This is a genomic window from Pradoshia sp. Z6_59 (assembly GCF_058267515.1).
The window spans coordinates 33586-55567 of sequence record NZ_JBZCPP010000022.1 but is presented as its reverse complement, the minus strand read 5'-3'; the positions used below and the strand labels follow the sequence as shown (position 1 = coordinate 55567).

The following is a 21982-nucleotide window of genomic DNA, read 5'->3' as shown; positions in this document are numbered from 1 at the left end:
TTCATATTCTCAGGAGCTTAATTTAGTATCGACAGCAGGCTTCTTCTTTGTCATGTATTCTATTTGTTTAATACTAACACGGCCATTTACGGGAAAATGGTTCGATATATACGGTGAAAATACAGTAATCTATCCCTCTCTAATTTTGTACACAATCGGGTTGATCGTTTTAAGTCAGACAAGCCACAGTATTACATTGCTTTTAGCCGGCGCTATAATCGGTGTAGGGCTTGGCACTTTCCAATCCAGTGCACAAACTGTAGCAATCAAAATGGCGTCTCCCCACCGACTTGGGCTCGCCACCTCCACATTCTTTGTCATGTATGACATTGGGATTGGTATCGGACCATTTGTTCAAGGATTTTATATCCCGGTTTCCGGTTATAGTGGGCTTTATTTAACAATGGCTGTTATCTCATTTATAGCTATAGGCCTTTATTATATAGCTCATGGTAGAAAAGCTACTCAAGCTTCAAGAGTTACTCAATATTAAATGAAAAAAGATCGATTCAGCTTGTTCATAGCTTGCTTGAATCGATTTTTTCTATAAATGATGTTTTAACCATTCATCTGTATTCATTCCTGTCTTTTACATGCTTATTTCAATAAAAAAAAGCTCAAAAAAACCATTTATTAGCCAAACAGATAAGAAATTATCTTAGTCTACAGCTTTCCCTGAATATAATTGAGCATTTTCCATAATAATTGCGCGAAAATGAAGATGAATTGAGCGATTTAGGAATATTTCAGCGAATTTATTTATAATTGAGCGATTTCCTCTTTCCATAATTTTTTAGTTATATAGCACTCTTTCTCCCTAACTATTAAAATAGGACACACGCCTAACGTAATGTATTTTTTTATCCCCATAAAAAAGCTGTCCAATCAGTTACTCGGATGAATGATTGGACAGCTTTATAATTCACTTTATGTTTCTGCAAGATTCCCGTTCAATAAATTGAATTGGAACCGTCACTCTCTTTGGAAATGTATTTGGATCCTTTATTTTTTCAATTAAACTGTTCGTTGCTTCGACACCAAGGCGTGATATATGTATTTCTATTGATGTCAGTGGCGGTCTCGAGTGCTGAGAAAGAATTTGATTATTAAAGCCGATAATGGAAAGGTCTCTTGGAACATGGATATTAAGTTTTTCCAAATAACTTAAAATTTCATATCCAGTCAAATCATCCTGCGCAATGATAGCGGTTGGCATAGACTTAGAATGAATTAGATTTGCTAGTGATTCAAAACCCTTATTATTAAATTGATGTTCGTCAATCAGATAATCCCTGCAAAATGGTAGTCCACTCTCTTCCAACGCCTCCCTGTATCCTTTCAAACGATCAATCGTAACAGCAAAGTTTTCATTTCCTCCAATAAATGCAATATTCTTGTGTCCCATTTCTATCAAATACTTTGTAACATCTTTAGCAACTGTCACATTGTCATTATCCACATAGGTAATACTTTTTTCATGCATCAAAGGTCTTCCAATTACGGTAAATGGGAAATTAACTTGCTTTAAAAACTCAATCACTTTATCATTTTTACGTGAATACAAGAGTATTAACCCGTCTACCCTTTTTCCTTGAACCATAGAAACAACTTCTTCATAGATACCTTCTTCGGTATAACTGGTTGATAAATACAAACCATATTTTTGTTCATTCGCACTTCGGCTAATGCCACGTAGAACGACTGAGAAGAAAGGATTTTTAAATGCTTGATAGGCAGTGTCAGGCATAATTACTCCTATAGCCTGTGTACTTTTACCAGCTAAGCTTTGAGCCTGAAAATTAGGGGTATACCCCATCCGATTCATGATTTCCCGGACTCTCCGTTTTGTTTGAAGACTGATATGCGGGCTATCCTTTAGGACTCTTGACACAGTTGACGGTGCTACATTCGCTTCTCGAGCAACGTCTTTAATTGTTACATCCATCAGAGCCACCCCTCAATTCGTAAATCCTATTTCACTGCACCCTCAGCTACACCTTTAATAATTTGTTTTTGTGCAAAGAAATAGCCAATGATGACAGGAATAATGGCTAAAGTTAACCCGGCTAGAGCAAGATGCCATTGTTTTGTATATTCCCCAAAGAAGAAGAACATTTTCAATGGAAGAGTCTGCATTCCTTCTTGGTTGATGACAAGGGACGGCAATAGATAGTCATTCCAAATCCAGATCGTATTTAAAATACCGACTGTAATAGAAATTGGTTTTAGCATTGGGAAGATAATATGCCAGAAGATTTGCCATTTGTTGGCTCCATCTATGGTAGCCGCTTCATCAAGCGACTGGGATATACTTTTTAATGTTCCATGATACAGGAAGATCGACAAGCTGCAGCCAAAGCCAATATACATAAAGATTAAGCCAGCACGATTCAGCATTTCAAACTTTCCAAATACCGTAATTAGCGGAACCATAACGGATTGGAAAGGAATCAGCATCGCCGCTACGAAAATAAAGAATAAAAATGTACTCATCTTACTTTTATTCCTCGACAGGGCATATGCAGCCATCGAGGAAAAGATAATAATCAACCCTACACTTACAACTGTAATTAACACTGAATTAAATAAAGTTGTAAGGAAATCTAATTGTTCAAATGCTTCCACATAATTATCAAAATTAAGTGCTTCCGGAAGGCTTAAAACATCTGTAAACATTTCCTTCTTTGTTTTAAACGAGTTGACAATCATGATATAAAATGGAGAGAGCCAAATTATGGCCAGGATAAGCCCGACTATTTCCAATGGCCAGTTATGCTTTTTACGCATTACAATTCAACCTCCCTTTTCTTGTTGATGTACACTTGTGTCAAGCTGATTGATGCGACAATTAAGAAGAAAATAACCGCTTTTGCAGAGGCATATGCCATATCACTCTCACTAAAGGCAGTCTGGAATATTTCCATGGCGACCATTTGGGTAGAGTTATAAGGTCCACCAGCTGTTAGGCTTAAGTTTTGATCATATAATTTAAACGTATTGGACAGCGTCAAGAACATACTAACGGTAAATGCCGGTGCTACGAGCGGGAATATGATTGCGCGTAGTTTTTGAAAATAGTTCGCTCCATCAATCTCGGCAGCTTCAGTTAATTCTTCTGGAACGCCTTCAAGATAAGAGATATAGATAATCATGATATACCCGGCCATTTGCCAGCTCATCAGGATGACTAATCCCCAGAATCCAGTATTTGTAGTCGACAACCAGCCTTGTAAACCTTCATAACCAAGGGCCACACCAACTGCGTCAAATGCTTTGGTGAAAATAAACTGCCAAATGAAACCTAAAATCAGTCCACCAATCAAGTTTGGCATAAAGAAGATTGTACGTAAGAAATTATTTGATTTTATCTTTGAAGTCACAATTAAAGCTAACACTAAACCAATCACATTAATTAAAATAATCGATACAATTGAAAACTTAACTGTGAACCACAAAGCATCCATGAATTCTTTTTCTTGGAATATATCAATATAGTTTTGGAAACCTACAAAAGCCGTTATTTGAATTCCATTCCAATCCGTAAATGAATAGAAAATCCCAAGTCCAAGCGGTACAAGAACCACCAGAAATAGCGATACCAGAACCGGCGCAAGAAATAACCAGTAGGAAAAACTGCGAGTACGCATCATTACCCCTCCAAAATTGTGACGATATTTACGACCTTATCCAATATCTATGTATTGAGCAAAACAAAGTAGTCCAACACTAACTACTTTGTTTCGCCGTTTAATCCCTTAAGGAATCTTATCGAGATTCCGTCCAGGATTTTTGTGATTCTTTAATTAATTCATCCCATGTCATTTCATCACTTAAATATTTTTGGATGTTAACACCCAATTTATTTTCCCCCCAACCAGTTGGATAGCCCATGAATACCCAGCCAATTGTTTTTCCTTCAGTCGCATACTCATATACTTCTTTTGAGATTGGATCGGAAATTTTACTAGAATCATATCCTTCATAAGCTGGAATGAAGCTGAAATCCTCCAACACAGTCTTTTTACCTTCTTCAGATGTATATAGCCAATCCAAGAAGTCTTTGGAAGCTTCAATCACTTTTTCATCCATGTTGCTGTTTACTCCCCAGTACATTGGAATGCCAACTGGAAGGGAATCTTCTTTATACCCTTCTACAGGTATTGGAAGTATACCAACTTTATCTTGTGCAAACTTTTCATCAATACCAGCGATAGAGCCATATACCCAGTTACCTTGTTGAATCATAGCTACTTTACCAAGCGAGAAGTTTTCTTCTACTTGTTGTGAGTAATCAAGACTTACAGTTGGTTGAATAGAATATTTATTGGACAAATCAATATATGCTTTATATTGATCGCCATATTTAAAATCAACCTTGTCAGAATTGTAGGCATTCATAATATTTTCATCAAATTCTGGAGAGATAAAGACATTGGAAGCATGCAGCCCTGTAATCCATTTTTCTTTTCCTGGCAATGCAAATACTTCCTTAATACCAAGGTCAGATTTTTTACTGTCAATCGTTTCAACCGCTTCTTCAAGCGCTTTCATTGTTTTAATTTCTTCAGCTTTAATTCCAGCTTTTTCAAAGATCTCTTTGTTATAAAGCAATCCGTATCCTTCTTGGTTATATGGAAGGCCAAGTACTTTACCATCTGCAGAAACACCATCGAGAGTCCCATCTAATGCTACTTTGGATGCCTCAGTATCGGATAAATCAGCTAATTTATCCTTCCAATCCTCAACATCCTGTGGTCCTCCGACATTGTAAATAGCAGGTTCCTTACCAGATGCAAATTTTGATTTCAAAGCTGCACCGTAATCTTCGCCGCCTCCAACTGTAGTAATATTAATTTCTACATCTGGATTTTCTTTTTCATATTTTTCAGCAACATCTTCAAATTGATCTTTAAACTCTACCTTAAACTGAAATACATCGATTGTGACTTTGTCTTTACTTTCAGATGAGGAGCTATCTGATGAACATCCCGTTAAGATAGCTGCTGCCAATAGCGAAGCTGATAAAGCACCTGCATACCATTTTTTACGTTTCATTCTTTTACCCTCTCTTCTCTCTATAAAATTTGGTTGATGTAAACGTTTTCTATACTATGTAAGTGATCAAGAACCTTATTCTTGCAAACTACTAATTATTCCAGATTACGAAAACGTTTGCACAAACCTTTCTTTTCCAATTTACCATAAGAATATATACATCACAAACATTTATTGCAACTTTTTTAATATTTAACCAAATACACTTTATCAAAAAGTCAAAAAAAATTCACTTGTTGTGCAAACGGTTTCTTATATTACTAGTATTTATGAATGTGAACTTTCGTTTTTTTAACCAGATATGGAAGTTTCATCCACACTATTTGGTCTCTTATTTCTCCAAAAAAAATAGACCATCCAGTCAATATGATTATTGATCTGAACCGACTATTTTTTAAATTTCTTTTTCTCGATTGCATAACCATATTCGGCTATCGGCTTTATTTCAATAACTGTACACTCCTTAGTGATACTCAACATTTTTGGCGATTGTCTGTATTTTTCAGCACGATATTTGGCTTTGTCCATAATATAATCAGTCAATCCGATACTCACCTCTCCATAATTTCACAATCAGTTCCATAAAAATGACCACAGGCTGCTTTCTTTTCAATCCAGATGGCATATTCTATATTTTCCAGACGATCAGATAAGGCATGATGAAGTATATACATGCATTGCTGGTCAATAGCATCAAACTCATGAGTATAACTCCAGAGAACCGTTACAAGGACGGTGTCAAAATGCCGATACGTATAAATCAGGGAATTTTTTGATGGTCCATATACAGTCGTTTGTTTATTCTTTATACAAGGCTTATCTTTATCTGCTGATATATAAGCCTGGTGTTTCCATTCTTCCGGTAAAGCCTGCCACTCATATACCCCCCAATTAATTCCTATCCTAACCTGCTCCCAGTATTCCTCCGCCATTATTTCCAGATAGAAAGCCAGTGCCTCTTTATAATCTGCCCAGCCGGCTTGTTCATTATAGAAACGGTAGAGACTCATTTTATTGTTTTCGGCATAGATATTAGAAATGATTTTTAATCGTGCATATTGAAAAATTTCGACAGGGACTTGTTCCTCCGAAGGATCTTCATCCTCCAGCTCTATCTCAAACTGAAATAATCTGAAGCTCTTTAAACTCCTCGTTGCTAAAGGTACAAATAGAAATAGTAGTATCCAAATAATCAGCAACAATAATCCTCTACCCATAATCCGATTTGCATCCGATGTTACAATATTGGTCATCAATGCTACGAACCAACCTTTATCAAGGTTAGACAATTCCGTTACCATGAGCAGCTGTATCGGATTTATCAAAACTTCATGATATGCCATCACTAAACTTGCCAATGTCCAGCCGGCAATACTAACTAACCCCAATTGATAAAAATATAGCATTCCTTTCTTGGCTATCGAGCGAAATAACTCTACGCATCCTTTCATTCGAAACCATTTTTTCATCATCATCAATTCCTTTATAAGGATTTTACTAATGGCAACTACCTAAACGGGGATAGTAATGAATAATTAAATAGTGTAATTGATTCTCTGTATCTGATAGATCAGTCGGCTTTCGGACTCAGTTGGCTGGTTTTCCGTTCAATTCGGCTGGATTCTTCTCGAGTTTGGCTGGATCCTCTCCTACCTCGGCTGAATTCCTCTTTACTTTGGCTGGACTCTGCTATTTATCAGCTCTCATTGACTAATGTCGGCTCCGGATTACTCGATTCTCCCCTGCTTTGACTGAATTTTGCTCTGCTCTTGCCGTATTTCCCCTCCTTTTAGATGGATTCCCCACAAGTTTGGCTGGTTTTCCTCAAATTCACTCCTTCATCTGGAAGCACCTCCTAGGTTTTACAGACTCCTTTCATTACACCATTCTCTAAAGGATTTCCCTTATCAATCAGCCTCCCAAAAATCGGGAGGCTAATTCGTAAGTTACAATTATTATTGTACTCTCGCAAACCCAAAACCGGATGCATAATCATCACCTGTAGCGGCTCCATATCCACCTTTAATATCAACTAACTTCGCACGTCTTTGTAATTCAGCGCGCAGCTGTGTATGAGAGTATCCTGTATTGGAAGCCCATATTTTTGCTGCCAATCCGGATACGTGTGGTGTTGCCATTGAGGTTCCACTGATTGTATTATATCCACCCGTATGCCAGGTAGATTCTACTGCAGAACCTGGAGCAGAAATTTCAACATCCTTTAAGCCAATTACATAATCACCATCTGTGGATGGGTTACCTCTAGAGGAATAGTTAGCGACACGGTATGTTCCATTTTGCTGAACATTTTCAAGAGCTGCTACAGCTACTACATTCGCTAAAGCCCCCGGATATCCGATTGTATTGGCAGAATATCCGCTATTACCAGCCGCCGCGATTATTAGAACACCTTTTCCATAAGCATATGTTACAGCACTGCTAATAAGAGAGTTATTAGAGCTAGAACCAAGTGACATTGAAATAATTACTTTTGAACCTGTAGAGGAAGCTTGGTCTGCCGCATGTCTGATTGCTGCTGCTATATCATCTGAATAACCGGATCCATCGTCACCTAAAACTTTGTAGGCCCATACTTTGGATTGAGGGGCAACACCATATACGCCAGTTCCATTACCAGCCACAGTTCCGGCTACATGGGTACCATGACCATTCCCATCAGCACAGGAGCCATTTACAACCGTGCTGCTTGTTTGAGTGAAATCCTTACATTGTTCGATATTGGATGAAAGACTCGCATGTGTTTTTAACACACCCGTATCCAAAACTGCTACTTTAATTCCACTGCCGCCTGAGGTAGAAGTAAGAGAGCTATTATTATAGATTGCTTTAATTCCCCATGGCACTCGGGTTGTAGGTGCAGAAGTAGCTTTTTCTATAGCAGTTGCGGCAATTTTAAATTCAGGTACTTTTTCTACTTTGAGATTCTTATTTTCCAATAGTTTCTGATATTCTTTTTCAGAAACATCTGTTGTAAATCCTTGATTGCTGAAGTCTCGGTGTGTCCCCATATTTTTCTTTACTTTAGTTTTTTCCGACTGAGACCCTTGAATCAGAACACGATAGGTTTTTTCTGAGCTGACATCCTTTGCAGTCGACCTCTGTTCAGCATTTGTTCCTGAGCCAAAAGATAAAGCCATTGATACACTTAGGACAACTCCAGCAAATATCTTCCTTTTTTTCATCTTTCAGTCTCCTCTCATTTTTTGAAATTTCTGTGAACTTTTCTTGGTGTATCGTTATTATAGTGGCTATTTTTTTCTTTGAACACGGAACAAATTAACTATTAATTCAGAATTATTATTTTTCATTTTGTCAAATAAAAAAACTTTCCCAAGTTTTCAGATTGGTTTTTGTGACAAAATACTATATTTTTTGCGTTTTTTCTTATCTATCGACATTTCCCTATCCTATTTGCGACCTATTTGGCGATTAACCCAAACAGGTGTTTGTACCTAGTGAAATTATATTTTCCCAATAAAATTTATGTAAAATTTAGATAATTTTATAATCCGCTAATTTAATTGTGAAAAAATGAAAACAAAAAAGAACTGATTGAATGGACAATCAGTCCTTTTGACCCTCTCTAAAATGACACCATTTATACGATTGGCGGCAAAATGGGAGCTTTTCTTTTCATCTATTCTCCTCCTTAACTAGTAGTCTGTATAAATATATTGCAAGGCCTTCTGAAACTTTCCTGATTTCTTATAATAATCAGCCAGAATTTTACTAACACTGCGTATATCATTATAATGAGATTCCCCATTATATAGATAAGGAAGGGTGTACTCTTCTAAATAGCTAATCGCTCTTTCTTCTTCTCCCTGAATCATATATAAATAATAATTGGGCAGCATTTGATATATTTTAGACCCGGTTTCATGAGCTTTCTTCTTTAAGTGATGTAAATACTCTTTTGCCTGTTCCCATTCTCCCAAATAATAAGAGATTTCTGCCAAAGCATAAAGGCTCACCATAGAAGATTGGGCATTCTCCGCTTCACAATTTACAGCTTTATAATAATAGTCTCTTGCTTCACTCAGCTCTCCTTTTTTCTGCTTTAAATAACCAATATTATGATAGGCAATCGATAAAGTTGCCGATTCATTTAGAATCTCAGCATTTCTTTTCACATGTTTATAGCACTCTGCTGCCACCTCATAAATACCTGTATCAGTATAACTAATGCCAAGAATCACAAGCGTATGCATAATTCGCTTTATATTATATTGGGTAGTAAAGGCATTTAGTGCCTCGTTAGCATAAAAGATAGCATGCCCGTGCTGTTCCATATGACATTTAGCAAGTGCCAGATGGTAATAGACATCCGCAGAAACACTCATCCCATCCCTGCTTGCAGAAACTAATTCCTCTAAAATTTCATTGGCCTGTCTGTACTTATTTTGGATGAGCAGACAAATAGCGTGATAATAATGAAGCAAATATAGCTCCTGATAATTTAAATTCTTCTTATGTTTATCGAGCCATTTATAATGTTGAATGGCTTTTTTAGTATCCTTAATAAATAATAAGTATCTCATTTTATACAATTCATATAAAAATAGATGTGGTGTATAGGCAATGAAATCTACCAAATCATCTAACTTCCGATCAATCTCTTTTGCCTCTTCAATCTGAAAATAATTGATGCATTCAATCCATTCATCCAGCAATCTTTTCACCGTATTATTTTGTTCATAAACATTCGTTAAATCTGCTCCTAAACGTTGTAATAATAAATGAATCGTTTGATCATTTGCTTCCTTTTCATTATGTTCTATCTTACTTAGATGAGGTACAGAACATATGCCTTCGACCAGCTCACTTTGAGTTAATCCCTGCTTAGTCCGATAATATTTAATCAGCGAACCTACTTTCATGCACCCACCCTCTTCCATATGTTTCCAATATTATATATTTAAAAGTCAAGTTCTAACATACATCCTGAAACCTATTTTTATAATTTTCGTTCCCTATTTTTCATCATTTACCGACACACAGGCTGATATTATAGCGGATTTTAGTCAGTAAAAATAAAAACCTGACTATATGCCAGGTTCATTAAATATTTCTTAGCTTCATTCATTCTTTTTCCAGCATGATTCTCTATTTGCGTAATCTTCCTCCTTTAATTCTTACTTGTTCTAAATCAATCGGAAGGATATAACGATACTAACGAAATAATTGTCTCCATCCCGAAGTATAAGCGCTCCCTTCCTAAAATTTATTTTGAAAGCAAAAATCCACCTTGTCTATTGGCAAGGTGGATTGCTGATTATCTCCAGTTTTTCACTTCAGCTTCTGTTTTTCTCACGTGTTCCATTATTTCCTGAATACGAACCCGTTTATTTTCCCAGCATTTTGGACTTAAATCAACCGGGTATTTTTCCGGATTAAGGAACCGTTTATATTCATCCCAAAGCAAGTCCAGGTTATCCTTGGCAAACTGTTGAATAACCGTCAAGTCTGGGGTTTTATACACTAATTGTCCATCCACAAAAATGTTTTCATGCAGTGGTATTGCATCAAAATTTGTTACTTCCTTGCTAATGAAAGTATGTACAGGATGGAACATAGTCAATATTTTCTCAGAAGCAGGATTTTCATATTCGAGTGTAATATAATCCCCTTCTGATTTATTTGTTTCTTTATTAATAATCCGATACACATTCTTCATTCCAGGAGTAGTCACTTTTTCAGGATTTGCACTGATTTTGATCGTATCAACCATATCACCATTTTCATCTTCAATGCTGACCATTTTATATACAGCTCCTAAGGCTGGCTGGTCATAGGCCGTAATCAGTTTGGTTCCGACACCCCACATATCAATTTTGGCGCCCTGTGCTTTCAGGTTCAGGATTGTTGCTTCATCTAAGTCATTGGAAGCTGTAATTAACGTATCTGTAAAGCCTGCTTCATCAAGCATTTTGCGCGCTTTTTTAGACAAGTAAGCTAAATCCCCGCTATCCAAACGAATGGCTTTGAATTTAATTTTATCGCCCATTTCCTTCGCTACTCGTATGGCAGTTGGCACACCTGATTTTAATGTATCAAAGGTATCAACAAGAAAGGTGCAATCATAATGTGATTCTGCATATTTACGGAAGGCTGTGTATTCATCCCGATAAGCCTGAACAAGCGCGTGCGCATGAGTTCCTACTACCGGAATGCCGAATTTCTTGCCGGCTCTGACATTACTGCTTGCCTGAAATCCTCCGATATAAGCGGCTCTTGTTCCCCAAATGGCCGCTTCAGTTTCCTGTGCTCTCCTTGTACCGAATTCAAACAGGGATTCACCACCAGTTACTACACTCAGACGTGATGCTTTTGTTGCAATAAGAGTTTGGTAATTAATAATATTCAATATTGCTGTTTCAACCAGCTGAGCTTCTGCAAGCGGAGCCTCAATTCGCATTAATGGCTCATTTTCGAAAACGAGCTCGCCTTCTTTCATGCTTCTGATGGTCCCTGTAAAACGCAGTTCTTTTAAATATTCAAGGAATGCTTCGTTATACTTAAGCTCTTCCCTTAAATATTGAATATCACTTTCCGTAAATTTTAAGTCTTTAATATATGTAATCACTCGTTCAAGTCCGGCAAATATTGCGTAACCGTTCTTAAATGGGTTACGCCTGAAATACACATCAAATACCGCTTTTTTATTATGGATTCCATCATTAAAATAGGTTTCCATCATATTAATTTGGTATAGGTCTGTATGTAAAGCAAAGCTGTCGTCCGGATAATGTGTCATCAAACTTCCTCCTTCAATTACAAAACACTGGCTCCCAGTGTTTTTTCGAAGTGGGATAAGGCCCACTCATGTCCTGCTTCATTAAAGCTCGCCACTCCATTTTTATGTACAACTATTTTAAACCCTTTATTATAAGCATCCACTGCTGTATGCAAAATACAGATATCTGTACAAACTCCGACTAAATGTAATTCCGTGATTCCACGTTCACGCAATTTAATTTCCAAATCAGTACCAGCAAAGGCTGAGTATCGTGTTTTATCAATCCATAGCAGGTTCTCTTGTCCAATATTAGTATTATACACATTTTGAAGATTTCCAAATAATAAACGCCCTTCGGTACCACGTATATTATGCGGTGGGAATAATTTGCTTTCAGGGTGGAATGGATCATTCTCATCGTGCACATCAATAGCAAATACAACAAAATCTTTGTCCTCAATGAATCTTTTTGTTAAAGAAACCATGTACTCTTCAATTTCCTGTCCAGGTTTACCGCATGTTAATTTGCCATCATCTGCTACAAAGTCATTTGTATAATCTATATTGATTAAAGCTTTCATCTCTCCACTCCCCTATCCAATTTTCCATCAAATCCGCTTATCATACGTATAGAATATCAAATTGTATTCCAAAATGCCTACTTTGATTTTAAAGAAAGTTAACAACAAATAAAATAAACAGTGCTTTTTGATACGAACACAGTGGTTATTCAAATAGTATCAATCCTTTAAATCTTTAAAGTCGACCCTAAATCCATATCGCCATACAAGAATAGCTGTGATCAGCAAGACTCCCCCATATCCATATAAACCATACTCAACCTTGCTTATAAGAAAGTGAAATCCGGCAAATACGCCAAGAATTAAAAGTAGGAAAATGGTCTTCATAGCCTCATTCTCCTGTGTTGCAGAAGTTGGTTTAGAAAATGGCAATATAATTGTATATGTCCTGAACGACAGGACTGCCATTATAAATAACGTAAAGAGACCAATCATTAGATCCCAAAAGATATCACTTCCATATATAAGAATAAATAGAAAGCTATATGCCAAATAGATGGGAAGAACATACTTGGCCATGACTGCATGCCATGTACCTATAAAGATAGACTTTGCACTCCGTAATGGAGAGGCCCTGTATATCCATGATCCTTTATAGGAATTTGTATATCGCAGTGCCATCGCAATAGTTGGAATCATAAGCGCGCAAAAATAAATTGTATAATATCCACCGCTATTTTGAATACCTTTCCATCCATTTTCCCCGAATTGATTAAGTAGTGTAATAAACGGAAAAATAATAACCATTCCAATAGAAGGATATACCTTCAGTTTAAACGCCTGTTCGTTTTTCATGAGGTTCTTTGCGAAATGATAAAAGACTCGTTCTTCTTTATTTCGTAATAGGAACATTGAAATTTGGCTTCGTTTCTTTTTCGATAAGGCTCCTGTATGATTAGTTAACTTTTGTAAATACTGCTCAAAGTTTTGAACATTTTTAATATAAATAATGACAGAAATAAGTGGTACAATCACAGCCAAGCTGATTAAGAGAATATATTGCCATGCAAAATTCCCATTAAGTATTACCTCAAATGGAGCGGCATACCAAATAGGCGCAAGAGCGTAGCTCCACCAAGTTGGTGTAAATTCTACTTGCCTATCAACAAGGTCGAATATTCTCACCATCAGTTGATAGCCAATAATCATTAAAATAGACAAGGAAATTTGTACATAACTGATAAAATCTTTTAATTTCTCGCCATCAAAATACTTTAAAATAACCAAGTAGATTAAAGCAGTAAGCAAGACTATCCATATATCAATCAATATAATGACCAGCAAAAATAAAAGACTAAAGCCAATTCCTTGAGTAACAATAGCAGCAATCAACGCAGGCGCAATAAATATAATGGTTATTGTGCCAAGGTAAATAATAATATGTATCAGCTTTGCCACCGAGACCGTTCTCCCATCAACCGGTCTAGACAATAAAATAGACTGATCCCGTATATCCAGCATCACATGGGAAAAATCAGATATTAAAGATGTCATGATAAAGAACATAAAAACAGCAAACAATAGACTCATTTGGAAAAAATAATTTTCACCCATAATCATAAAAGGAATCAAGATTAGACCCATAAGCGCATAAACCCATAAGGATTTCAAAAACTGATTTGAATCCTTACCAGTATTTCCAGACTCATCATTCATCAAAGTGGGAACTCTTCTCGCGTCCATTGTAAGCTTAACCTGAAGAATTCTTCTCATAACCGGATAATCAATTCCCATCCACTGAAATAGCTTCTGTCCTCTATCCAACACACGCAAACTCATAAATTTTTTCATCTATTAATCCTCTTTGACGACAGATACAATATCTTCGGCAATTGAACGATGTTGGGTAAAACCGGTTAGCTGGTTAAAAATTTCTTCAAGAGTTCCTTCCTTGCCAACATCCTGTAATTCTGCAAAGCTTCCATCTGCAACTATTCTGCCTTCATGCAGTAAAATAATTCGATTGCTAATTTTCTCGACAACATCCATGATATGTGAGGAATAAAAAATAGTTTTCCCTTCACTTGCCAGCAGACCCAGTAATTCTTTGATGATCATAACGCTATTTGCGTCGAGGCCGCTTAACGGTTCATCTAAAAATAAAATATCTGGATTATGAAGAAGGCTTGAAATTAACAGAACCTTTTGCTTCATCCCTTTTGAATAACTATTTATTCGTGAATCATACATTTCTTCAATGTTTAATAGCCTCATTAATTTAAAAGCCTTCTGGTCAGCCTGCTCATAAGACAAACCATATAGCTCGCCTATAAAAGTCAAATATTCTCGTGCAGTCAATACATCATATAAATCCGCCAATTCAGGCACATAGCCAATTCTATTTTTATAGGTGATCCTATCCTCAGAAAGCTCTTTATCAAAGATCTTCACTGAGCCTGTATAGTCTGTAAGGAGTCCGAGTAATATTTTAACCGTTGTTGTTTTTCCTGCCCCATTGGGACCTATATATCCGATAATTTGTCCCTTGTTTACATTAAGATTAATTCCTCGAAGAACTTCTTTCGACCCATAATGCATTTGAAGATTACTAATAGAAATCACCTGTTCAGCCATTTTCATTCTCCCCAAAGACCCATTTTGGTTTAGTATAACAAAACGGGTCTTTAATTTACATAATTTTCTGATTTATCCTTTTCAGGTATTACTTCTGGAATGCTTCATGATGCACCTAAATGCCTGTAAAGTTAACCTAAATCGATAATGATTCAAAAGCTTGAATAAGATCATCAATCAAATCATCTGCATGCTCAATCCCAACAGAATAGCGCAGCAAACAATTACAGACCCCATTTTGTGTCCGCACTTCCTCAGGGATATCCGCATGTGTTTGTGTAGCAGGGTATGTCATTAAGCTTTCTACTCCACCCAGACTTTCAGCAAAGGATATGATTTGAAGGCTTTTTAAAAATGGATTGACCCATTCCTCTGATTTTAGCCGGAACGATATCATCCCCCCTTTACCAGGATAAAGGACATCTGTCACTTCTTCTCTTTCTCTTAAAAATCTGCTGATTTTCTTAGCATTTTCCTCATGCTGCCTCATCCGTAGGCTCAATGTTTTCATTCCTCTCATCACAAGCCAGGAGTCAAATGGGGGCAGCACGGCTCCTGTGGCATTTTGATATTCCTCTAAAAGTGCACCAACCTCTGCACTCTTTGAGACAATTAAACCTGCCAACACATCATTATGTCCTGCTAAATATTTGGTGGCACTGTGGACAACAATATCTGCTCCCTGCTCAATCGGTCTTTGTAAAATGGGTGTATAAAACGTATTATCTACGATGAGCAGTAGATTGTTAGATTGGGTCAATTGAGCAATTTCTTTAATATCCATTTCCTGCATAAGCGGATTTGTCGGAGTTTCTATAAAGAAGGCCTTCGTATTTTCCGTAATGGATTCAGCAAAATCTTCATATGTATGGCAATAGGTAAACTTGATGCCATATGTCTTCCATATTTGTTCAAATAACCGGTAGGTCCCTCCATAAAGATCAGCAGAGACGGCTATTTCATCGCCTGGAGAAAATAAGCATAGCAATGAGTGAATGGCAGCCATGCCTGAACTATAGGCAAATCCCTGTTCACCACCCTCTAGCTCGGCAATTGCTTCCTCTAATAATTTTCTGGTTGGGTTCCCTGTTCTTATGTAATCAAACCCTGTTGATTCCCCTATTCCGTTATGGCGATAGGCTGTGGAAAAATAAACTGGCGGATTAACAGTACCTGTTTGTGTTTCACTTCGATTGCCTATTTGAGCTAAGAGTGTTTCAATTTTAACTGTTGTCATATGTATGACTCCTCTCTCTTTATTAATCCCCAAAATACAGTTATTCTGATTTACCTTCGTCCGGCTCTTATACACCATCATATGTTGCGAATTTCCTCAATCTGCTCATTTTGCCAGTGAATGAAAAATAGGCTTATAAACGAAAAAAGTCTTCAAGAAGAAGACTTTTCATTAAAATGAGCTCCTTCTTATCGGCCAGGAATGATTCTTCCTGCAGGAATTAGCACCTTTCCATATTGGCGGTTGCTGAGATTTCACAGGGCCTGTCCCTCCATCTCTCTTGATAAGATTTTTCAGAATATTTATTTAACTATAAATTTACAGTCCCACTGCTAAAAAAGCAAGTTATTTCTGCCTTTATTGTCCAACTTTTTAACAAAGGTATATAATAAATCTATCCATAAAAAGGAGTGATTCGAAACCATGAAAGCCAATGGTCAGGAAATTTTCCAGTACATAAAAAACCTTGTATCCATTCCAAGTCCGAGCGGCTATACAACGGAAGTGATTGATCATGTAGCACAGTTTTTACAATCTCAAGGAATACCTGCAATAAAAACAAATAAAGGTGCCCTATTGGCAACAATCAAGGGGCAGGATGATACAAAGCACCGTTTTCTAACAGCCCATGTAGACACATTAGGTGCTATGGTGAAAGAAATCAAACCAAGCGGACGTTTAAAATTATCAATGATCGGCGGATTTCGCTGGAATTCTGTGGAGGGCGAATATTGTAAAATCCATACTTCTGAAGGGAAAACGTATACAGGGACAATACTATTAAACCAAACCTCAGTCCATGTTTATCAGAAAATGGGGGATATTAAACGCGAGGATGCAACGATTGAAGTTCGAATTGATGCTGTGACTAAAAGCAAGACGGATACAGAAGGTTTGGGTATTTCCGTAGGTGATTTTGTTTCCTTCGAGCCACGCGTTGAATTGACAGACAATGGATTTATTAAATCCCGTCATTTAGATGATAAAGCGAGTGTCGGCATTTTAATGTACATCATTAAACAGCTAAAAGAAGAAGGTATCACTCTTCCCTATACAACTCATTTCTTAATTTCAAATAACGAAGAAATTGGCTATGGCGGAAACTCCAATATTCCTGCTGAAACCGTTGAATACCTGGCTGTAGATATGGGAGCCATTGGGGATGGACAATCTACGGATGAATACAGTGTTTCCATTTGTGCGAAAGATTCAAGCGGCCCCTATCATTATGGCCTTCGTCAGCATTTAGTCGCGTTAGCAAAGCAGCACAAGATTGATTACCGTGTAGATATATATCCTTTCTACGGTTCTGATGCTTCTGCTGCCATCCGTGCCGGTTATGATATCAAACACGGATTAATTGGACCTGGCATTGATGCTTCACATGCTTTTGAAAGAACCCATATCAGTTCTATTGAACATACTGCTCATTTAATCTGGAATTACTTACAATCAGAATTAGCCTAATTTCATACTTAATGTTAACCCATCACTATTTAACGTGATGGGTTTTTATTACAATAACCGTTTTATTTTTCCATAAGCAGCCTTGGCCTCAGCATATCCTTGATTGTATAGCTTTTTCAGCTTTTTAGGGTTACGCTCAACACGGCTGACATCTGATTTCACTAATGGACGAATAATAACGACAAGTCCCTTTTCCTCCTGTTCCTCCAAATAGCGGATCGTATCATTGTAAACGATATGCCGTTTGCGAAGGGCCTTTAGCAGCCCTTGATAGTTCTTATATTTTCTTTTTCCAAGCCAATCAAACGACGACGCTTTCATATAGCCTTTGTTCCCGGTGAGCACAACGATATTTTTTGTATTCCCATCTGCTTGGGATTTTTGAATCGGTATTGGATCGGCAACTCCACCATCAAGCAACATCCTGCCATCATAAGAGATTTCCGGAGCAAAAAAAGGAATCGAACTGGAAGCGCGCAAAATCGTTATAATATCTTTTGTAAGGTGCTCTTTTCTGTAGTATACTGGTTCGCCTGTGACACAATCGGTAACACCGACGACAAACTGTTCCTTTGCTTCACAAAAAGCCTTCATATCAAATGGAACCAGCTCATTTGGAAGTTTATCGAAAATAAAGTCCATTCCAAATAATTCACGTTTTTTCAGAAAACGTTTATAGGATAGGTATTCCGGATGTGAGACATAATCAATATTCGCCATATAATTACGGTCTATTTGCCGTGAAATATAAGAAGAGCCATTACATGCACCGGCTGAAACACCAATTGTATATGGCACATATATATCCTGTTCCATCAAATACCGCAGAACTCCAGCTGTATATAATCCTCTCATTCCGCCGCCCTCTAGAACAAGACCTGTATTCTGCATAATAAGTAAACTCCTTTCACAGAGAATCCTTATTATTTTGCCTTCACCTATATAAATCAATTACACGTTTCAAAACTATTTCAGGGAATTTTTTACTATTCTATTGACAGTTTTAGTGTATTAACTGTATAGTACACATATCAGGTGTATGAACCACATAGTACACACACTAATAATTGGTTAAAAGCCATAGGAGATGAATTCATGAACATCATCTTTAATAACCGGGATCCTGTATATTTACAAGTTGTCCGTTACTTCAAAGAACAAATAGCTACCGGTCGGCTTGCAAGCGGAGATGAGATTCCTTCTCGACGTGAGCTTGCCAATCTTCTAAAAATAAACCCCAATACTGCTCAAAAAGCGTATAAGGAAATGGAGGAACAGGGATTGATTCACACAGAAAGGAATTTCCCAAGCCGAGTCACAACTGACAAGGTCATATTGTCAAGCGTTCGTCAGGAACTCATAGTTGAAGCCGTTGACACCTTTGTTCAGGCAATTAAACCGATTCAATTACCCGTAGATGAATTGTTGAGTATTGTCAAAGAAAAATATAATGCGGAACAAGAGTAAGGAGGGGATCTCATGTTAGAAGTAAAAAATGTAACGAAAAAATTTGGAAGAAAAAAAGTATTGGATGAAGTATCATTTACAGCCAACAAAGGGGAAATCACGTGTTTAATCGGTATAAACGGTGTTGGTAAAACAACGATTATGAAATCCATTATGGGCCTTACCCCTATTAATGGTGGAGAAATTCTTATAAACGGAGCTAATAGAACGAAGGATACGTATGAGAAAATCACATTTATTCCAGATACGTTCACGATGCTTTCGAACTTCACCATTATGGAGGCAATGGATTTTATGAATGATTTTTATGAAAGCTGGAACCAGGATCGTGCCGATGAATTATTAAGCTTTTTTAAATTGGATGAAAACGTACGGATTTCAACATTATCTAAAGGAAATACCGCAAAAGTGAATTTGCTATTAGGATTGGCCCTGGAAGTTGATTATGTTCTTATGGATGAACCATTCTCCGGTATCGATATTTTCAGCCGTGAACAAATAGCAGATGTTTTTACAAGCCACCTGATTGAAGATCGCGGCGTTATCATCACAACCCATGAAATCAACGATATTGAGCACCTCATTGATAAAGTTGTTTTGTTAAATGACGGAGTCGTTTATAAAGAATTTAATGCAGAAGAAGTTCGGAATAACGAAGGTAAGTCTGTCGTAGATGTGATGAGAGAGGTGTATAGAGGATGAATCGCTTTTTTAAGCTTGTGAATATGGAGTTAAATCGATTTTTTAAAATTTTATTTGGATTAATCATTGCTGTTTTTATTATACAGGTTGCCGGGTTAATCATCGAAGCTAACATCTACATGAGTGATGCTAATAAGTCATTAACGAATGGTGTCCCTATAGGAGTCTTTATTGATGAATTTGGTTATTACGGAATGGACAATTATGTAACTTCTATTTGGTTTAATGGTCCGATTGCCTTATGTGCAGGTGCCATCTTTTTATATATCTTTCTAATTTGGTACCGTGACTGGTCCGGTAAAGGTTCTTTTATCTATCGTTTATTAATGATTCCTACATCACGAATGAATATTTATTTTTCAAAATTAACGACTCTAATGGTACTTATACTCTCTCTAGTATCTATCCAGTTGATCCTCCTTCTAATTGAGTCAAAAATTCTGGAATGGTTTATATCAGCGGATTATTTAAATGAGGTATCTATCGGTAGCTTAATCAAGGGATCACAATTTATTACGATTATTCTCCCATCTACCTTCACAGAATTCGTTTTATATTATGGTGCAGGATTTATTGCTTTGAGCATCCTGTTCACGGTTATATTGCTTGAGCGCAGTTTCAAATGGAAAGGGATTATTCTTGGCATTCTGTATTGTGTAGCTGTTGTAGCTGTATTAGTAGCACCTATTATTTTAATTGAATTATTAGGATTAGGTAATTACGTTTATACATCTGAGCTAATCATCATTGAAAGCGTTACAGTCAGTATTTTAGGTATTATTTCCATTTTACTCAGCCGCTATTTATTAAATAAGAAAATAACTGTGTAAGGAGAGGAAAAAATATGAAAAAATATCAAAATTCTATTCTGATCCTGCTTGTTACCCTACTATCCATTTCAGTATTTTATATAAATCAGGCCTTTTCTTCCTCCACCCTCCCTGATTTTTACGTCAAACAAATAAATGGAGATACTAAAATCTTAGACACATTAGCATTGGAAGCAGATTATCAAGTAGGTGGATTCACAGAAACGTTTAATGTAACGAAAGAGGGATCCACTTATCGATCTGAATTACCTTTTTTTGAGCAGGTGGACTACGGGGAAAAATATTTAGAAACAGCGGAATTGAAAGATTTAGCAGATCAGTATCCTTCCTTTATGAGAGGAAAAATTTATAGTACCCAGTTGTATAATGATACGACTAAAGTAATTTTTGTCAACTCCAATTTTGACTATTCATCTAGACGAGGAATGCATAATTTTAGTTTAAAAATTGATCAACTTGATAAGAAAACAGAGGAAACGAAATCATTTGAAGTCGATTTGCCAAATCAAGGGGATATCTCGTATATCGAAATCCTTGATACTCAAATTTTTATGAATGAATTACGCGTAATGACGCGCCAAAGTTTAAACGAGAGCGAGAAAGAAACACTTCATGAATATACAATTGACCTTAAAAAGGAGAAAATAGTTGACGATAATTCCATTTTGATAACTGAACAACCAACGGAGCAGCAAAGTATTTATATAACCAGTTTAACAGATACTAACCCGACGCAAGCTCGTACTCATTTTACATTTCAGATAGATAAGACTATCCATACAGATGAAAGCAACCAAACAGTTAGCCGTGACTTATATGTATACAACTATAAAACAAGTAAATTAGATAAGTTGATCCTTCCGAGTGATTTAACGAAACAACTATTACAAGAAGATGATTTTAGTTTTAATATAGCTTATGATCAAACTTCATTATATGCTTCAGCTATTAAAGATGAGAACGGAAAGAAAATAGTTGCTATGGTTAAATATGATTTTGAGAAACAAAAAATCACAAGGGACCATAAAATCCAAGTTAACTCAGAGATGATTGATCACAATATAAATGTATATCACAACAAAATGATTCTCACTTATAGAGGGGAAAAATACAAACCTTATATAAGCATCTTTGATTTCGATGAGGGAAAATCCATATTCGAGGGAACGATTGAGACAAAAAGCAACAATCAAAAGATAGCCTATGAGGATCTCTATTTATACCAGGTCACTGGTCTATAATGTAAACAAAGTCTAAAATTCTTTTGTTTTGTCCACTTCAAAAAGGGAATACAATAACCAAAAGATGA

20 protein-coding genes and 1 riboswitch are annotated in these 21982 nt (G+C 36.6%); of the genes, 6 read left to right on the top strand and 14 right to left on the bottom strand.

What is annotated here, in order from left to right; all coding sequences use genetic code 11:
- Positions 1-493 (top strand): MFS transporter (locus AC4D4B_RS17200; protein WP_491000603.1); only part of this gene is annotated, 493 nt, incomplete at its 5' end.
- Positions 494-922: 429 nt separating this feature from the next.
- Here AC4D4B_RS17200 and AC4D4B_RS17195 read toward each other — a convergent pair.
- From AC4D4B_RS17195 to AC4D4B_RS17135, 13 genes are all read right to left on the bottom strand, one after another.
- Positions 923-1945, bottom strand: a complete 1023-nt coding sequence (locus AC4D4B_RS17195; RefSeq protein ID WP_490996136.1) for a LacI family DNA-binding transcriptional regulator — start codon at positions 1943-1945, stop codon at positions 923-925.
- A gap of 26 nt (positions 1946-1971) precedes the next feature.
- Positions 1972-2787, bottom strand: coding sequence for a carbohydrate ABC transporter permease (locus AC4D4B_RS17190; RefSeq protein ID WP_490996135.1), 816 nt, complete (start codon positions 2785-2787; stop codon positions 1972-1974).
- Positions 2787-3647 carry a carbohydrate ABC transporter permease gene (locus AC4D4B_RS17185; RefSeq protein WP_490996134.1) on the bottom strand — a complete coding sequence of 287 codons (861 nt, stop codon included), beginning with the start codon at positions 3645-3647 and terminating at the stop codon, positions 2787-2789. Before AC4D4B_RS17185 ends, AC4D4B_RS17190 begins: the two co-directional genes overlap by 1 nt.
- Before the next feature lie 118 nt (positions 3648-3765).
- Positions 3766-5055 (bottom strand): ABC transporter substrate-binding protein, encoded by a 1290-nt coding sequence (locus AC4D4B_RS17180; protein ID WP_490996133.1) that lies wholly within the window; start codon positions 5053-5055, stop codon positions 3766-3768.
- Positions 5056-5442: 387 nt separating this feature from the next.
- Positions 5443-5598, bottom strand: coding sequence for a hypothetical protein (locus AC4D4B_RS17175; protein ID WP_490996132.1), 156 nt, complete (start codon positions 5596-5598; stop codon positions 5443-5445).
- Positions 5599-5606: 8 nt separating this feature from the next.
- Entirely contained in the window at positions 5607-6524 is a 918-nt protein-coding gene (locus AC4D4B_RS17170; RefSeq protein ID WP_490996131.1) for a hypothetical protein, read from the bottom strand.
- A gap of 486 nt (positions 6525-7010) precedes the next feature.
- Positions 7011-8258, bottom strand: coding sequence for a S8 family peptidase (locus AC4D4B_RS17165; RefSeq protein WP_491000602.1), 1248 nt, complete (start codon positions 8256-8258; stop codon positions 7011-7013).
- A 471-nt stretch (positions 8259-8729) separates the two neighbouring features.
- Entirely contained in the window at positions 8730-9956 is a 1227-nt protein-coding gene (locus AC4D4B_RS17160) for a helix-turn-helix domain-containing protein (RefSeq protein WP_490996129.1), read from the bottom strand.
- 395 nt (positions 9957-10351) lie between these two features.
- Positions 10352-11833, bottom strand: a complete 1482-nt coding sequence (locus AC4D4B_RS17155; protein ID WP_491000601.1) for a nicotinate phosphoribosyltransferase — start codon at positions 11831-11833, stop codon at positions 10352-10354.
- Between the two features lie 17 nt (positions 11834-11850).
- Positions 11851-12396 carry a cysteine hydrolase family protein gene (locus tag AC4D4B_RS17150; RefSeq protein ID WP_491000600.1) on the bottom strand — a complete coding sequence of 182 codons (546 nt, stop codon included), beginning with the start codon at positions 12394-12396 and terminating at the stop codon, positions 11851-11853.
- Positions 12397-12555: 159 nt separating this feature from the next.
- Positions 12556-14187: an ABC-2 family transporter permease gene (locus AC4D4B_RS17145; RefSeq protein ID WP_491000599.1), complete on the bottom strand. Its 1632-nt coding sequence runs from the start codon at positions 14185-14187 to the stop codon at positions 12556-12558.
- A gap of 3 nt (positions 14188-14190) precedes the next feature.
- Positions 14191-14976 (bottom strand): ABC transporter ATP-binding protein, encoded by a 786-nt coding sequence (locus tag AC4D4B_RS17140; protein WP_490996125.1) that lies wholly within the window; start codon positions 14974-14976, stop codon positions 14191-14193.
- 130 nt (positions 14977-15106) lie between these two features.
- On the bottom strand, positions 15107-16207 hold the full coding sequence (locus tag AC4D4B_RS17135; protein WP_491000598.1) for a methionine biosynthesis PLP-dependent protein: 1101 nt from the start codon (positions 16205-16207) through the stop codon (positions 15107-15109).
- Positions 16208-16392: 185 nt separating this feature from the next.
- A riboswitch (SAM riboswitch) is annotated at positions 16393-16497 on the bottom strand.
- 133 nt (positions 16498-16630) lie between these two features.
- On the opposite strand from AC4D4B_RS17135, the gene AC4D4B_RS17130 reads away from it, so the two are divergent.
- Positions 16631-17674, top strand: coding sequence for a M42 family metallopeptidase (locus tag AC4D4B_RS17130; protein WP_491000597.1), 1044 nt, complete (start codon positions 16631-16633; stop codon positions 17672-17674).
- 48 nt (positions 17675-17722) lie between these two features.
- Here the strand turns inward: AC4D4B_RS17130 and AC4D4B_RS17125 are convergent, their stop codons facing one another.
- On the bottom strand, positions 17723-18565 hold the full coding sequence (locus tag AC4D4B_RS17125) for a patatin-like phospholipase family protein (RefSeq protein WP_490996122.1): 843 nt from the start codon (positions 18563-18565) through the stop codon (positions 17723-17725).
- Between the two features lie 204 nt (positions 18566-18769).
- On the opposite strand from AC4D4B_RS17125, the gene AC4D4B_RS17120 reads away from it, so the two are divergent.
- From AC4D4B_RS17120 to AC4D4B_RS17105, 4 genes are read left to right on the top strand one after another with little or no spacing between them, the layout of a single operon-like run.
- Complete coding sequence (locus tag AC4D4B_RS17120; RefSeq protein WP_490996121.1) at positions 18770-19141, top strand: GntR family transcriptional regulator; 372 nt, start codon at positions 18770-18772, stop codon at positions 19139-19141.
- Between the two features lie 12 nt (positions 19142-19153).
- Positions 19154-19843: an ABC transporter ATP-binding protein gene (locus tag AC4D4B_RS17115; RefSeq protein WP_491000596.1), complete on the top strand. Its 690-nt coding sequence runs from the start codon at positions 19154-19156 to the stop codon at positions 19841-19843.
- The gene (locus tag AC4D4B_RS17110; RefSeq protein ID WP_491000595.1) at positions 19840-20673 is read left to right on the top strand and encodes a hypothetical protein; all 834 of its coding nucleotides are present in this window, start codon (positions 19840-19842) and stop codon (positions 20671-20673) included. The genes AC4D4B_RS17115 and AC4D4B_RS17110 overlap by 4 nt, the downstream gene beginning before the upstream one ends.
- Positions 20674-20687: 14 nt before the next feature.
- Positions 20688-21914, top strand: a complete 1227-nt coding sequence (locus AC4D4B_RS17105; RefSeq protein ID WP_491000594.1) for a hypothetical protein — start codon at positions 20688-20690, stop codon at positions 21912-21914.
- Positions 21915-21982: the final 68 nt, after the last annotated feature.